The organism is Chryseobacterium fluminis (genome assembly GCF_026314945.1).
In the GTDB taxonomy this organism is placed as follows: Bacteria; Bacteroidota; Bacteroidia; order Flavobacteriales; family Weeksellaceae; genus Chryseobacterium; species Chryseobacterium fluminis.
In genome coordinates this window covers 4,167,665-4,183,855 of sequence record NZ_CP111121.1, presented here as the reverse complement: position 1 = coordinate 4,183,855, position 16,191 = coordinate 4,167,665, and the positions used below count along the sequence as shown (strand labels likewise).

13 protein-coding genes and 1 pseudogene are annotated in these 16,191 nt (G+C 35.8%); 8 read left to right on the top strand and 6 right to left on the bottom strand.

The window, feature by feature from the left end; all coding sequences use genetic code 11:
- The first annotated feature begins 8 nt into the window (after positions 1 to 8).
- Both ODZ84_RS19150 and ODZ84_RS23490 read left to right on the top strand, forming a co-directional pair.
- Complete coding sequence (locus ODZ84_RS19150) at positions 9 to 956, top strand: transketolase family protein (RefSeq protein WP_266173991.1); 948 nt, start codon at positions 9 to 11, stop codon at positions 954 to 956.
- 304 nt (positions 957 to 1,260) lie between these two features.
- A complete protein-coding gene (locus ODZ84_RS23490) occupies positions 1,261 to 1,371 on the top strand; it encodes an ecotin family protein (protein WP_323670687.1) in 111 nt (36 codons plus the stop codon).
- 97 nt (positions 1,372 to 1,468) lie between these two features.
- Here ODZ84_RS23490 and ODZ84_RS19140 read toward each other — a convergent pair whose 3' ends face one another.
- From ODZ84_RS19140 to ODZ84_RS19130, 3 genes are all read right to left on the bottom strand, one after another.
- Positions 1,469 to 3,643: a prolyl oligopeptidase family serine peptidase gene (locus tag ODZ84_RS19140; RefSeq protein WP_266173990.1), complete on the bottom strand. Its 2,175-nt coding sequence runs from the start codon at positions 3,641 to 3,643 to the stop codon at positions 1,469 to 1,471.
- 79 nt (positions 3,644 to 3,722) lie between these two features.
- The gene (locus tag ODZ84_RS19135; protein WP_266173989.1) at positions 3,723 to 3,899 is read right to left on the bottom strand and encodes a hypothetical protein; all 177 of its coding nucleotides are present in this window, start codon (positions 3,897 to 3,899) and stop codon (positions 3,723 to 3,725) included.
- 120 nt (positions 3,900 to 4,019) lie between these two features.
- Complete coding sequence (locus ODZ84_RS19130) at positions 4,020 to 5,759, bottom strand: helix-turn-helix domain-containing protein (protein WP_266173988.1); 1,740 nt, start codon at positions 5,757 to 5,759, stop codon at positions 4,020 to 4,022.
- 319 nt (positions 5,760 to 6,078) lie between these two features.
- Between ODZ84_RS19130 and ODZ84_RS19125 the strand changes: the two genes are divergently transcribed.
- The 6 genes from ODZ84_RS19125 to ODZ84_RS19100 all read left to right on the top strand — a co-directional run bounded on the left by ODZ84_RS19125 (position 6,079) and on the right by ODZ84_RS19100 (position 10,321).
- Positions 6,079 to 6,252 carry a hypothetical protein gene (locus ODZ84_RS19125; RefSeq protein ID WP_266173987.1) on the top strand — a complete coding sequence of 58 codons (174 nt, stop codon included), beginning with the start codon at positions 6,079 to 6,081 and terminating at the stop codon, positions 6,250 to 6,252.
- A 199-nt stretch (positions 6,253 to 6,451) separates the two neighbouring features.
- A complete protein-coding gene (locus ODZ84_RS19120; RefSeq protein WP_266173986.1) occupies positions 6,452 to 6,604 on the top strand; it encodes a hypothetical protein in 153 nt (50 codons plus the stop codon).
- 255 nt (positions 6,605 to 6,859) lie between these two features.
- Entirely contained in the window at positions 6,860 to 7,504 is a 645-nt protein-coding gene (locus ODZ84_RS19115) for a hypothetical protein (RefSeq protein WP_266173985.1), read from the top strand.
- A gap of 1 nt (position 7,505) precedes the next feature.
- Positions 7,506 to 7,670: a hypothetical protein gene (locus tag ODZ84_RS19110; RefSeq protein WP_266173984.1), complete on the top strand. Its 165-nt coding sequence runs from the start codon at positions 7,506 to 7,508 to the stop codon at positions 7,668 to 7,670.
- A 34-nt stretch (positions 7,671 to 7,704) separates the two neighbouring features.
- Positions 7,705 to 8,235 carry a TlpA family protein disulfide reductase gene (locus tag ODZ84_RS19105; RefSeq protein ID WP_266173983.1) on the top strand — a complete coding sequence of 177 codons (531 nt, stop codon included), beginning with the start codon at positions 7,705 to 7,707 and terminating at the stop codon, positions 8,233 to 8,235.
- Positions 8,222 to 10,321 (top strand): peptidase domain-containing ABC transporter, encoded by a 2,100-nt coding sequence (locus ODZ84_RS19100; protein ID WP_266173982.1) that lies wholly within the window; start codon positions 8,222 to 8,224, stop codon positions 10,319 to 10,321. The genes ODZ84_RS19105 and ODZ84_RS19100 overlap by 14 nt, the downstream gene beginning before the upstream one ends.
- 24 nt (positions 10,322 to 10,345) lie before the next feature.
- Here the strand turns inward: ODZ84_RS19100 and ODZ84_RS19095 are convergent, their stop codons facing one another.
- The 3 genes and pseudogenes from ODZ84_RS19095 to ODZ84_RS19085 all read right to left on the bottom strand — a co-directional run bounded on the left by ODZ84_RS19095 (position 10,346) and on the right by ODZ84_RS19085 (position 16,191).
- Positions 10,346 to 10,723 carry a hypothetical protein gene (locus tag ODZ84_RS19095; protein WP_266173980.1) on the bottom strand — a complete coding sequence of 126 codons (378 nt, stop codon included), beginning with the start codon at positions 10,721 to 10,723 and terminating at the stop codon, positions 10,346 to 10,348.
- Between the two features lie 68 nt (positions 10,724 to 10,791).
- Positions 10,792 to 11,262 carry an Lrp/AsnC family transcriptional regulator gene (locus ODZ84_RS19090; protein WP_042723244.1) on the bottom strand — a complete coding sequence of 157 codons (471 nt, stop codon included), beginning with the start codon at positions 11,260 to 11,262 and terminating at the stop codon, positions 10,792 to 10,794.
- A 134-nt stretch (positions 11,263 to 11,396) separates the two neighbouring features.
- Positions 11,397 to 16,191: pseudogene (locus ODZ84_RS19085) on the bottom strand (translocation/assembly module TamB).

Sequence of the window (16,191 nt, the reverse complement as noted above, 5' to 3'; positions counted from 1 at the left end):
ATTAAAAAATGAAATATACATATACAGAAAAAAAGGACACACGTTCAGGATTCGGAGCCGGATTAGCTGAGCTTGCTGATAAAAATCCCAATGTTGTAGCTCTTTGTGCAGACCTTATCGGTTCTCTGAAAATGGAGAAATTCATTGAAAAAGCTCCGGAAAGATTTTTCCAGGTAGGTATCGCAGAAGCGAATATGATCGGACTTGCCGCAGGTCTCAGCATTACGGGAAAAATTCCATTTACGGGAACGTTCGCCAACTTCTCTACTTCAAGAGTATATGACCAGATCCGTCAGTCTGTTGCCTACTCCGGTAAAAATGTAAAGATCTGTGCCTCTCACGCAGGACTTACCTTAGGGGAAGACGGAGCAACACACCAGGTACTGGAAGACATCGGTATGATGAAAATGCTTCCCGGGATGACCGTTATTAACCCTTGTGATTATAACCAGACAAAAGCTGCTACCATCGCGATTGCTGATCACGAAGGTCCTGTATATTTAAGATTCGGAAGACCTACGGTTCCGGTTTTCATTCCTGAAGATATGCCTTTCGAAATCGGTAAGGGAATTCTTTTACAGGAAGGTACGGATGTAACGATCGTTGCAACGGGTCACCTGGTTTGGGAATCTTTGGTTGCTGCTGACGAACTTGAAAAAGAAGGAATTTCCTGCGAGGTAATCAATATCCACACGATTAAGCCTCTTGACGAAGAAATCATCTTAAAATCGGTTGAAAAAACGGGCAAAATTGTAACGGCTGAAGAACACAACTATCTTGGTGGTTTGGGTGAGTCTGTTGCAGGTATGCTTGCAAGAAAGAGACCGACAAGACAGGAATTCGTAGCGGTAAATGATTCTTTCGGGGAATCTGCAACCCCTGCTGAACTGATGAAAAAATATAAAATCGACGCTACTGCCGTGAAAGAAACAGTGAAGAGAATTTTAGAAAAATAAAGTATTCTTTTATCTGATATAAAGTAAAAGCATCCAAAAATGGATGCTTTTTTTGTTATTTTAAATGGCAGATAAATATTTTACTACAATTCTATAAAAAAAGCACAAAACCCTGATTATCAATGTAAATTTATTTTTTTTCATATTTTTGAGAAAAACAAAATATATGAAAGCCACTTACGCGGACGATAAACTTTCCTGTCTCTCAGACGAATTAAAAAAATATTAAATTTAGTTTGTAAGACATTATGAAAAAGAGCAAACTTTCAGAACATCAGATTATCAATATTCTGAAAGAATATGAATCTGGGAAATCGCACCCTATAACAGCAAACTTCCTCTTGTATTCTACATACCGAAAGATATGGAAGTACAGTGCCGAATCTGGAGTGCGGACTCAACAGTGCAGAAATAATTTAAGACTATTAATAATAAAACTCCTCACATTTTTTGTGGGGAGTTTCTGATTCTTACAGCATAATAGGTTCGTTAAAATTTATCTGCACAACAGGTTATTTATTTTTTGTATTTTTCTTAGGCTGGTAATCCGGATGTCCTAACTGCCAGAAGGCGAATGCGAAAATGTCAGCTATATTTTCATATGCCTTTTTCTTAGTGCTATCAATTCCATGACCACCGTCAAAATCGACCTTCAGTAAGATGGGATTCTCAGAAGCATTATCAGCCATTAGTTTCGCTGCGAATTTTGCAGGTGCCCATACTGGGACTCTTGGATCATTATATCCCCCTGTTATAAGGGTTGCAGGATACTTTATTCCTTTCTTAATGTGGTGATAAGAATCCATCTCATATAAATAATCAAACTCCTCTTTATTATTGACTGTGCCGAACTCTTTTATATTATTAGGACCATTCGGAGATGTTTCCATTCTTACCGTGTTCAGAGATCCGGCTGCTATAATTACCGCTTTTATTAAATCCGGTCTTTCTGTCATTGTCCTACCCATTACTATTCCTCCTGCACTACTTCCCCAAATTGCCGTCTTACCTGGGTTTGAATATCCTTTTTGATGCATAAATTCGATACAGGAAATAAAGTCTCTCCATGAATTAGGTTTTGTCTTTTTAAATCCTCCTAAGTGCCACTCATCTCCTTTTTCTCCGCCACCTCTTACATGTGCATATGCCACGATCCCTCCTTTTACAGCCCATAACAAAGCAATCTTAGCATAAAATGGGCTGTAGGAAGTTCCGTATGCTCCATAGCCCAAGACCAATAATGGTAATTTATCTTTCGGATTGAGTTCTTTATTATAAATGACGGATAAGGGAATGTCTTTCCCATCGAAGGATTTTACCGTTGTTTCTAAAACCTTAACATTCTTAAAATCAGAAAATTCTATTACAGGATTTATATTTTCAGGAATAAATTTGTTTTCGGAGACATTGTATTTATATCGTCTGTCCGGATTGTTCCATCCTGAACAAGTTACCCAAAGATCAGTATAGTTGTTTGATTTTGTTGTTAAGTTTAGATTACCGGCCGAAATCGGTAAAATAATTTCATGAAGTTCTTTTCGCGAATTATAAAGGTATAATTTAGATTCGACTCCATTCTTTGTTGTTGTAATAAATAAGCCGTCTTTTGTAGAATATAAAGATCCAATCACCTCATCATTCATCTCGTTTATAATAATTTCTGGGTATAGGAAATCAGGTTTTTTTAAAGAGGTGTGTGCAACAAAATTGTTTTTTGAATCTTTTGCACTCACATAATATAAATCATCATTTACCAATGTATAATCTACAACTTTATCCTCTTTTTTATACAGGGATTTCCAATTAATATATCCACTGTTCAATTCTGAAGAATAAGCAAAGTAAGTGTCTGAAAAATTTGCAACCCCTCCAATCTTTCCTATCAGGTAGTTCTTGTTATTTTTGTCAATTGAAACAATAGGAAAATCTTCTTCTTTTAAGTTTAGCTCTATATATTCTGTTTTTGACAATATGGGATTAATTTTTTCAGGATCATTACCTATTTTATATACTACGGCAGCCATGTTTTTTAAAAACAAATCTGATTTATTATCCGTTATAGGATAATGGAGATAAATGAAGCCGTTATTATCAGGTAACCAGGAAACTCCACCCCCGTCAGATGGCCAACAATGCGTAATCAGATAAGGCAATATGATTTTTTTTTCAACATCAATAATGATCATTTCTCCAATTTCTTTTCCTCCTTCGGTTAGAGCAACAACAATTTTGGATCCATCACCATTAGGTTTTATATAATTTATAACATACTCCTTATTATTTTTTTTGTATTCAGCAGAAGAAAATAATAATTCTTCTTTTCCATCATGCCCATTTCGGAGATAAAGTTTTTGACTATTTTCTTTAACCTCTCTCTTTAAATAGAAATATTTGTCGTTATCTGTAATTTGCAGATGGGATATTGAATATTCGCTTTCGCTGTCCATTTCACTAAGTTTGTCAATCAAATATTGACGGTTTGAAATCGACTTTAAAATAGTGTCAGCATAACGATTTTGACTTTTCATCCAGTCCAAAACAGATGAATCTTTTACATGCTCAAGATGACGATATTCATCAATTATCTTTTTTCCGAAATATTGATCTGTTGAAGGTATTTGCTTAAGCAAAACCGGTGTTTGGGAAAATAGAAGGTGATTACAAAAAATCAAAATTATATATTTCATATTATTATAATTTAAAATAAAGATGCAAGGAACTTAAAGTAGTACCTCACATCTTAAAAATGCTGATCTAGAATTCTATTTAAAAATTATTTATAATATTCAAACTTTGGATTGATGTATTTTGCCCTAGATCCCCTGTATTATTTCCTCCGTCACTTCCATCACCTCCTTTAATTTTTCTCAAACTAGTAACATTAATAATTCGAATTTTTTTTAAAGATAATTTCCTTTGCGTTTTTTCATTTTGTTTTTTCATTCTATTTGATTTTTAAGATTAGATTACCATTCAAAATAAGTGCTTTTTTTCGAAATATGTTTAGAGAATGTTACCGATATTGATCAATATCGTATTGTTAAGTCATAAAAAGGTTAATAATTATTGATTGTCGTCTTCTCGTAAAATTCTTATGTAATATGACGGCAGCGTACCAGTAATATTTTTAAATGCTTTCGTAAAGGATTCGACATTATTAAACCCAACATCTTCTGCAATAGCAGCTATAGTTTTTAATCTTAATTTTTTGTTTTCTTTTAATTCGGTAATGACATAATTAATTCGCAATTCATTTATATAATTTGAAAAGCTTTTACCTTTTGTTTCATTAATTATTTTAGACAGATAGTCTCTATTAGTTTCAAAGTCTTTAGATAAAGAATACAAGGTAATACTTTTAGTTAAAAATATTCTCTGCTGTTCAAAATCATTCAATTTTAATATAAGTGCCTGTCTTATATTTTCAGGGATTTGACTTCTAATTTTATTTTTCTGATCTCCTGATATCTCAGGAACCTGTATTTTTTCAATCTCTCCATCAAGTTTTTTAAAACTATCAGATTGATCAATCGCCAAATTTTTATTTTGTATATCAATTAATTTTTGAGCCCTAATTTGATATATTTCCAATTTGCTCTGATTTATACTGTATAAATAAACGAATATAAGCAACAGCACCAAACCTCCACCGAGAAACCAGTACAATATTGTATTTTTTTTGTCTAAATTTGAAATCAGTTTCTGTTTTTGATTTAACAGTTCAGGAGTGTCAAACTTTTGGTGAATCTCTTTGGAAAATTCATAATTTGATTTATAAATAGTATCATTAAGGTTTATAAGCCTATCAATCAAATAAACTTGTTTATCTTTATTTCCTTCCTCTTCATAATATTGTAAAGATTTTTTGTATAAACCTATCAATTCAGGACGAATAAATTTTATTTTTTTCTGTACAGAATCCATTTTATTAAAATAATAAAAATATTCGCGTCTATTATTCAATTGCTGGAAATTCATGGATAGGTACATGTATGATATCCCAAGATTGGTAGAATCATATTTTTTAAAATAATCAATATTTAGTTTTAATCCATTAATTGAATTAGAGTATTCTTTGAGATAAAACTTAATAATATAGCAACTGAGATCATATACTCTGAAATAATATTTTTTATTATAAATAAGGCATTTTGACCTACCCATTTCTGCACAATTATAAGCCGAATCATATTTTCCAATAGCGTTATATGTAATTGCCAAACTATGTAAAATCGATAAATAATTATTGGGGTCTTTTTTTTCCTCGTTTTTAATATAGTTATAATTTTCTTTAAAAATTTCTAAAGCTTCTTCGTAATCATATGTTAAATATTTTATTTTTCCAATTGCATGCTTTATAAGGATTATTTCTTTAATATTGTTATTCTTTTTTGCATAGGAAAGTGCTTTTAGATAATTACTTAATGCCTGATTATATTTATGACAATTGAAGTAGATATCTCCAATTTTATAATTTCCATATGATAATACATCTATACTATTGTTTTTATTAATGACATTTTGTATACTGTCAGTATACTTCAAATTCTTTTTAAATTTTGTGAAGAGAAAAAAGTATCCGTCAAACTGTTTTTTGGTATTCTTTTCATTTTTAGCTTTCTTTAAAAAAGTATTTGCGTATAATATTGCTTTGTCATCATTCCGAAATTCTTTACTATAATAATTCTCTAGCTGTTCAAAAGTTTTATTTTTTAAAGAGTCAGGAATATGAAAATTGCTTATACTTTGAGAAAAGTGTATACAACTGCTAAAAAGAAAATAAAGTAACAAAATTTTAGGCATAAGTGTTTTTTGAAATGCAATAATACCACATTTTTATTATTTTTACCAAATAGTTTATAGTGTTGAAAATTAATAATTTGAATACTGTTTAATTCCAAAATTGGTCAATGTTGATTTCAATTAAACTAAGATTGGTCAATTTTGGAGTGTTTTATTTGTTATAGTTATTATTCCCTCGCATCTTTGTTATCAGGAAAAACAAATATTTTATTTCTTGTATGTGTACAGTACAAAAAATATAGATATAAAGCTGATCAGCAAATACCCATGCCAGGGATTATATGGCAAAAAAAAATACTAAATTTAAAATCTTGACAAAATGAAAAAATTAAATGTTTCGCAAATGGAAAATTTGCAAGGTAGTGGCCACGGAAGGGATTGCGCTTTAAAAGGAGCTGCTATTCTTGGTATGGGTGCCGTTGCTGCCTTTTACCCAGCAGTACTTGCAGGTATGATTGGTCTGGCTTCTACTGCTGGCGACTGTTTTCCTTAATTAAAAAATAAAAAGATGAACACAAAGGTAAAAATTCGAAATGGACTCTATATAAGTATTACATTGATCACGTTATATTTAATTTTATCTCCAAGTAATATTTTAAAAATTAAGAATGATGTTTATTATTATTTATTCTTGATACCCGCTTTATGTGTTCTGGCAAATGTAGTATATATTAATTCTAAAGAACAATGTAATGAAAAAAATATCAAAAAATAGACTTGAAAATATCCATGGTGGAAATTGCTTTCTCTCTTCCTGGATGGTAGTTGCAGGTGTTGCAACGAGGAATGTTGCATTAGTAGATATTGGTGCAACAGTATTTTATACATGTGTAAGATATCTATAAATAGATTAATACTAATTAACTAGAGGGGCGGCCCCCCTCTGGTTTTTGAATAGCCAAGATGCATTTTATAGAAAGGATCAAAATAAGAAACAAAAACCAAAAAACCGTTTTTGAAAAAATGTTTCTCTATTTTTCTGCGAATGAAAGAATTCTATTAATTACTTTTTAATGTTCCTGATTTTTTGTTTTTACAGCTTTCATATATTGAACAATAACTGGATAAGCAATTAGTATTTATTTTAAAAACATATTTTGATGAAAAACCTTACATTTTACATAAGCATTGTTTTATGCTATTTTTTACTGACTTATTTAGACAAAACATATATTACCACCTATTCCAAAATCACAGATTTTCTAGCTAAAGATTATCCAAGCGAAGTGGTGCAAAATTATTTGCAGAGCCAGAAGAAATGGGGATGGGTTAGCTACGCAGCTACACCTTTACTCATTGGATTAAAGGTTTTATTGGTCGCTTTTTGTCTCAATTTTATTAAGCTTTTAGATTTGCCGGGTTTAGATAATATCAAGTTCTCAGATCTTGTTCTTCTCGCATTAATAGGAGAATCTGTATTTATCATCGCAGGATTTTATAAGTTCGCCAATTTCTATTGGATCGATACGGATTATTCCATGGAAACTTTACAGACCTATTATCCTATTTCCCTGCTTAACTTGCGGAATTCCATTTCCACTGAAAAATGGCTGGCATATCCTTTACAACTGGTGAACCTGTTTGAGCTTTTCTACTGGGGAATTCTTGCCTGGGGAATCCGGGAGCTTTCCGATAATAAGATAAGCTATTTTAAATCCTTTGGCCTGGTCGCTCTTACCTATGGAGTCGGACTTCTATTCTGGGTCGGCCTGGTTTCATTTTTTATCCTTAATGCCCAGTACTGACATGCTGAATCCTAAATATAGAGCGTATACGTTTCTCTTTATAGCCATTCTTAATGTAATGGTACAGGGGTATGGAATGGCGGGCCTATGGTCTTACATAGGTGCGGGTGGTTTTCTGATCCTCGCTGTCATGCAGGTGGTAAAATATCATCAGGATAAAAAATAAAGGTCCCGGATAACCTTTAAAAAACTTAAGAAAAATGAAAAAGAGGAAACTTTTAAAAATATCGGCTGCTGTTATCCCGATTTTACTGATTGGGATTATGGTTTATCTATATTTCAGCTTCCGGGAAAAGAAGGAAAAAACAGAAGCTTTGAAAAATGCTCCTGCATTTCATCTCACCACCATTTCCGGAACTTCTTTCTCTTCTGATGATATGATGGATGGCGCCGGAATTAAAGTACTGCTGTACTTCAGCCCGGGCTGCCATTTCTGTCAGGCAGAGGCGGAGGAGTTATCCAAAAAATATCAAAACTATAAAAATGTCCGGTGGATCTGGGTGGCCAGCGAGCCTTTGGATGAAATCAGGCAATTTTCCCGGCACTATCAGCTGGAGAAAAAAGATCACATCTTCTGGTGTCACGATGAGCAGGCAGTGCTCTACCGAAAACTGGGCATCAGCAGTATTCCTTATTTCCTGATTTATGACAGAAACAACCGCCTGATCAAAAGAAATCCAGGCGTCGTAAAACTTGAAAAATTAATGAGCATCACTGATGAAAATAACTAAGCGGGTACAAAAAACATTTGCTCTTCAAAAAGATCTGACAGATTGTGGCGCAGGATGTCTGCAGTCTTTGGTGCGGTACTACGGCGGAGATATTTCACTGGAGATGCTCCGCGAAAAAAGCGGAACAGGCAAAACAGGGACCACCCTTCTCGGTTTATACCAGTGCGCCCTGGCTATAGGCTTTGATGCTGAAGGCTGCGAAGCGGATATAGAGGCGCTTAAAAAACATGGGGAGCCTGTGATTTTACACGTTATCATAGACCAAAAATTTGAACATTATGTTATATGCTATTCTTGCCCTTTTAATGGAACTCATCAGTTTCTTATCGGAGATCCTGCCAGCGGCCTGAAGTACTGGACACAAGAATATCTGGAAGAAGTCTGGCAGTCTAAGACCTGCCTCACTTTAAAGCCTAATGCCACGTTCCGGAGAAGAGATCAGGTAAACACAGAAAAGAGAAAATGGCTTAAAAGCCTTATCCGGGAAGATCAGGAAGCGTTGTACAGTATTATTTTCCTGGGGATCATTTTAAGTATACTGAGCTTGTCCATGTCCGTTTTTTCTCAAAAGCTTATAGACGACATTTTACCCGGTAGAAAAACAGCTCTTCTTATTTTAAGTATTTGCTTTCTGGGATTCGTGCTCTTTTCGAAAGTCATCATACAGGCATTAAGGGAATTATATATTATTAAACAGAGCAAAGCTTTTAACGAAAGAATCAATAAAAAGTTTTATACTTCTCTTCTTTATCTTCCCAAAATGTTTTTCGACAGCAGGAGAATCGGGGACTTTGCAGCAAGACTGAATGATACCCAGAGAATTCAGACGGTTATAAAACAACTGATCACCGGCACTGTAGTAGATTTTCTGAGCCTGTTTATATCCATAGGATTTCTTTTCTTTTACTCATGGAAATTGGCATTCATCTGTATTGCTGTTTCACCGGTAATTTTTTATATTATTTTCAGTTTTAATAAGAAAATTATAGAGGCTCAGAGAAACGTTATGCAGTCCTACAGTTCGAATGAAGCGAATTATATAGACAGCATCAGGGGAATAGAGGTGGTTAAAGGATTTTCGAAACAGGAACTGTTCATACAGAAAAACGAAACTGTTTTCAGCTTTTTTCAGACGAAAATTTTTGAATTGGGGAAAATTAATCTTTTTATTTCATTGTATTCCGGAACAGCACTGGTTATTTTTCTGCTGCTCATTATCGGTTTTTCCTCCTATCATGTCTTAAATAATGAGATTAAAATCGGTGAATTGATGGCCATTATAGGAATTTCAGGTTCACTGCTCTCCTCAGTGGCTAATCTGGCTTTAACCAGTATTCCGATACAGGAAGCTAAAGTGGCTTTTGACAGAATGTTTGAATATTCTTCGTTAGAAAAGGAAAAATCAGGCGGCGTGGAAATAGAAGACCTTATTTCTATTGATATCAGAAATATGGATTTCCGGTTCAATGGAAGAAGCAGACTGCTCAATCGCGTTTCTTTCTCATTGCAGAAAGGAAGCCTCACCTGTCTTCTGGGAGAAAGCGGAAGCGGTAAAACCACCTTAACTGAAATATTACAAAAAAATTATCTTCCGGAAAAAGGGGAACTTATTATCAATAGAGTTATCCGTCTGGAAGATGTTTCACTGAACAGCTGGCGCCGCTTAACCGGCATTGTTCCGCAGAACATACAGGTATTCAACGGAAATGTTCTTGAAAATATTATTATTGACAGACAGGCAGATGAATCAAAATTACGGGAATTAACTTCACTGGGTTTTGATAAGTTGATCCACATCTTACCACAGGGATTTTCAACGCTTGTAGGGGAAGAAGGAATTAACCTGTCCGGGGGGCAGAAACAACTGCTGGGATGGATGAGGGCCTTATACCATGATCCGCAGTTTTTAATCTTAGATGAACCTACCTCTTCGTTAGACAAAGAAAATAAGGTATTTATTTACGGCTTAATACAAAAACTCAAATCAGAAAAAATCATTTTTGTTATCAGTCATAACCCTGAAGAAGTGAGAGAACTGTGTGATAAAGTTTTATTATTAGAGAATGCCCGGATTTCTGAAGAATAATCAAATATCATTTGCAGTTGGAATTTACTTAAAAAACTTCCATTTTGGAATAATCGCCAGCATCCCGAATCCTGTAAACAGGAAAAGATTGGTAACATCCGTATACAGAAACGTGGATAAGTAATAGTTATGCATAAAAAAGTGCAGCACGAGTAAAGCCGGAAATGTGAAGATGCCTATTTTTCTGTAAAAGAACATCAGTACCAGGCTTACCATCATCAGGAAATCTATTGAAAAAATGATATAGAAATACCATCTGGGAATATTAAGAAATTCATGCTGTAAATATTCATCGAAATCGATTCCCAGGCCCATAATCGTAAACAGCATTAAAGAAGCAAATGCCAAAATAAAGCCCCATCCTTTCTTAGGATCTTCGTCAAAATAACTGTATTCTTCCATAGGTACAAAAATAAAGAACTTATGAGAGATTTCATAAGTTCTTTTATATAATTCGTTTAAAATTTGAATTAAATAGAAATAGCGTTGATCAATCTATTCTTGTCACTTAGGTACTCTTCCATAGAAATCATACTTTCAGTTCTCATGACATCCTGAATATCATCTATTTGATAAATAATTCTTTTCGCATCTTCTGTATTTTTAGCTCTTACTTTACAGAAAATATTGTATTTTCCTGAAATTACACTTGCTTCAATTACATTAGGAATACTGGTTAACTCCTTCAGTACTTCCTGAGTACGGTTGGATTTTGTTAAAAGTATACCAATGAATGCTGTAAAATGGTAGTCTAATTTACCATAATCGATATTAAGAGATGATCCCAAAATAATACCTGCATCTTCCATCTTTTTCACTCTTACGTGAATTGTTCCAGCAGAAACATCCATCTGCTTAGCAATCTCTGTAAAAGGCATTCTTGTGTTCTCTACTAAGAAATCAAGAATTTTCTTGTCTATTTCGTCCAGTTGATAGTTCATATTAGTTAAATTACAATTTCCTTAAAAAATATAAGTATTTTTTGCAAATTTATAAAAAATTATTTAACTAAAAAAATTATATCAAATATTAACAATAATTAACACAGATGATAAAAATCATTAAAATATTCAGATTATTTACCCCCTGATTTTGTAGAATCTGTTTTTATTTCAGTTTTGGCATCTGCCTGTTTTTTATCTTTTCTCTTCTTTTTAAACAAAGAATTAAAGCTCTTGGTCCATACGATACCTCCACCATAGGCCTGATTAGCAGTTCCGTTTGACCCCGCACCATTCACCATACCGATATTGGAAGGCTTGGAATACCCTCTTAAGATCAAACCTCCGTCGTTCTTTTTAGAGATGTCGTACTCGATGGATCCTTCTCCGGAGAGGTAATTGGTTTCTGTATTTTCTGTTTTTGTTAGAGGAATCCCTAAACCGGTTTTTACTTTGATACGTGGTGAAAGGGCAAAACTTACTCCTGCATTGGCCCGGTCTCCTATATTGGAGTACTGATCACCTTTTACGTAATTAAGGTCAATCTGAAATTCATTACTCATCGTATTAAGAACAGAACCCAGCTGCTTCAGCAGCATATTATACCCTGAAGATTCAGCGACACCGGCCACATCCACCTCTACTCCCCCGGTATTGGAAACGTTGAAACTGTTCAGCAAAAGAATAGAGCCGAACTGCAGCACCTTTTCCCCATCCTGACTCATTTTTGCCGCAAGTGTTTCTTTTACCTGACTGGAAACATCCAGGGCAGAAACGTTAAGATCCACCTTCGGATCGGTTAATGATTGGGTAATATTGGCCTGAAGCAGAATACTGATCGGCTGCAGGCTTCCCATATTAAGGTATTCCCCTGCATTGGAGACCATTCTCACATAATTGGCGCTGATATCCAGGGCAGGCTTCATCGCATCGCCGTCCCAGCGGATACTGCTCCCTTTCTCGATCTGAAATGTTTTATTCAGAATAGCCTTTGAGACGAATGTCCCGTTATCGACTTTATAGGTACCGCCCATGGCTATATTTCCCTGTCTGCTCATCTGGAATCTCAGGTCATCTGCCACTCCTTTTACCATAATATTCCCAACATCGTCTCCTACCAGAACATTTACGGTTGTCCCTTTATCAACATCAAGGTTGAAGTCGAGATTCATATTCGCTCCCGTTTTTTTCTTTTCTTCAAGAGTAATTAATCCGTCTTTTCCTTCTTTCAGGAACCTCAGCATCTTAAATTCTTCCACATTTGACGTGGAACCGGAATTAAAGGTAAAGGTACTTCCATTCAGGGCTTTCATATTAGGCGTCGTTATACTTAAGCCCGAAACAGGTCCGTCCACATAAAGGTCGCCCTGGCCGTAGACCCTACCCCAGAAAAGATCATAATCCTTCTGAGCCGTATTCAGCATCAGTAAATTGTCTGCTCTCATCACCAGGTTGACCCCCAAGGAAGAAATGGTTTCAAACTGGATGGCTCCGGAAATATTTCCTTTGGAATTTGTGCGTCCGTCATGCACTTCAATATTGTTAAGGATGGCCAGACCTTTCGTTAAAGGAATCACGGTATCATCAAAGGTATAATCTACCCCTGTAAATAACAGTTTCAGACCGAAACCTTTCAGAGCGATATCACCACTGTAATCGAGATCACTGAACTTGCCCGTCACTTTAAGGTCGCCTGTAGCCTTACCTCTTAAATTACCAAAAACAGTATGTACAAACTGCTGGGCAAAAGCAACATCAAAGTCTCTCATTTCAGCCGTCAGATCGATGGTAGGAGAAGCTGTATTGTTATTGATCGTTCCGATAACACTCAGGTTATTATTTCCGATAACGCCTGCCGACGTCACTTTGATATCGATATCATAAACATTTAAGGAAAAACCATTCGTTGCAGAAATGGTGATATTCCCCATGTCATTTCCATTCATTTCAATATCATCAATGGTCATATCCACCAAAGGCTGAAGTGTACTTTTGTCCATTTTAATTTTCACACTACCGTTTGCCAGCCCTTTGATATTCATGGAATTTCCGCCAGGCTGCATTTCCAGAATTTTTTCAACTGAAAAATTATCAATATCGGCATCTACGTAAAAATCTTTTGCTGATTTAAACTGCGCATCTTTTATTAATAGCGCACTGTTATCCGAGTAAATGCGCAGGTTATGAATGTCAAAATCTGCGGTCTTCTTCCGGTAAGTAATAGAATGATCTAATTCCGTACTGGTATCAATGGCCCAGGTTACATTATTAAATTTTACCTCCGTAGGTTCAAATCTGAATACGTAATCCCCGACAGGATCAGTAGACTGATTCACATTGATGGCGTATTCTTTCAGATTACCACTCGTCTCATCTTCCGGATTGCCATGCTTAAATTTTGCAGCCAGGTGAAGGACGGAATTATTTTCGTTTCTGCCACTCAGGGTGATATCTTTTAGAATGTTCTGATTGTACTGTATCCTGTTTATTTTTGCATAAATCTGTTCATCGAGGTTCGCAGTATTTATTCTCACCATAACACTGTCGACCATTGCACTGTCCCGGGAGATATTTCCCCTGTCATTAATTTTATACTCAGGATTTGCTGCAGCGAGAGCCTTGTCTGCTTCTGTGATTTCCTCCTTTTGGGTCATCATATATTTTAAAGCAGCTGCATCCAGGTTCAGTATTAAATTATTTGAGTTCCCGTCATATCTTCCTTCTACTTTGGCTCCCTGCGGAATCTTCAGATCCGGCAGAAAATAACTTACCAGTCCCTGCTGAACCTCGAAATTCATATCAAACTCCTGTCCTCGGTACAGTTTTCTCGGTGGCGGTCCTACCAGTATCTTACCTAATCCGTTCTGAACCATCCCGGATAAGTCTGCCAGGTTGTATCTCCCTGAAATTGTACCGTTAACGGCTCCGGGAGCATCCACATCGATCACCCGCTTCCCTGCTTCAATAAAAGTTTTAAGCTTAGCACTGGGAATACTGTATTTTTGATCAGCTGTTGCAAAATTGACATGATTGGCTTCGACATCCAAAACGAGATCATTAAGAGAAGACATGGACATTTTACCAACTACCTGACCACTTACGATCTGGTTTCCGGATTTGTCGGTAAAATAATTCATATTTAAATAGCTTACATCAGCATCCACATTCATTGAAATCCTTGGCGTGCTGAAATCGATCAGCCCCTTCACCGTGGCTTTTGCCTGTTCATCATTTACGGTAATAAGACCATTATATTTTTTATGATCCAGTAAACCATCCAGATTAAGGTTATTGATTTCCTTATTCATAATCTCGATACTTGAAATCTGGGATTTTGTCGTTATCCGCATGGTATTCAGCATCGAAACTCTGGCCATTGAGATCAAAATTTCCGGAAATCAGGCCTACCGATTTATTTTTTGTAATCACAGAAGTATTCAGGTCTCTCACTTCTACATAACCGCTGTATTTAGGAAGCGCTGTACTGTAATCTCTAAGAGAAAATCTGGTAATTTTTGCCTGCCCTATTCCGGTCATCAGGCTACCGCTTGGCACATCAACCTGTTGAGGAGTCACCCTTGCGGCACCATTATATTTTAATTTTCCGAAATCATCAGCAAAATTCTTCATTTTTACCGAAATAAATGAAGGCATCATGGCTTTAAGATCCTTATAGGTGAAGTCTGTCGAAAGGCTGTTGGTCTCAATCAGGAAATTCCCCTTCAGCAAATTGTCTACCCTCATGGTCCTGGTGGCAATATTCACGTCCGGATTCCGGATAAGAAAGTTATCAAGGTGAAATTTATTAAGTGGACCTGTCATTTTTCCGGAAACATTGAAAGGCTTACTGTTATCCCAGTTGGTAACAAAATAACTGATATCATATCCGCTGAGCTGACTTCCCTGCTTAAGATCCATATCCCAGCGTACCCGGTCTGCAAAGTCTGCCCACGATCCGTTATTGAGATTGAATTTAATATTTCCCTGTAACAGGGTATGATCCGTATTTAAGGTCAGATCTTTCAGAGCCAGAAAATCCTGGGTCATCGAAAGCTCGGTTGAAAATGTATCTACCGTATGAGATTTCCCCCATCTTTTGGTGACGAAGGACATATTATTGATCAGCGCAGAAATATTGGCTCCGTTCACCTTTACATTCGGAGCTTTTAAATTGAAATGGGTTGCCGTCAGCCATTTTCCGGCCTCTCCTGGTGAATTAAGGTTGACAATGGAAACTTTGGAATCAAGAATCTGAAGTCTGGAATTTAACTGAAAAGGCGGCTTACTCGGATCTCTTTTCTTTCCGCTGTCGAATAATTGGGTAAAACGGATAAAATTCGAAATACTGTCTCCTTTATAAGTAATGACTTTTACATCTGCATTTTTAAGGGTAAGAGAATTAAAACTTAAAGAGTTGTTCTTCCCGATATTGGTCGCCAGAGAAAACCAATCGGAATTGGCAATAAATTCCTTTGCGGTGATAAAATCGAGTCCTTTGTAATCTTTAATTTTAAGACCTTTAATTTTCACATTCCCAAAGAAATTAACCTCTACACTTTCCGTAGACATTTTTGCTTTGAAATCCCTGTTAACGATTTGCAGAGCCTGATTGGCAGCCCACTGTTTGGTAGCCGGAAGATTAATGATGATGACAATGGCAGTAACAATAAAAACGGCAAGCCAGAAGATAATCAGCAACAATTTAGCCCACCACGAATAGCTTGTCACATCTTTCACGGCCTGTTTCCCGAATTCTTCAGCCGTTTCTACCGGATGATGAATAGCATCTGAAGCCAGTTCAGATGCTCCCTTTACGGTATCCTTTACTACTCCTTCAGCATTTTCAACAGCTTTCTGTACCTGGTCACCCAGGTTTCCAGCTACTGATTTTTTGTTCTCATTCTCGTTATTATTCTCTAACTTTGCCAT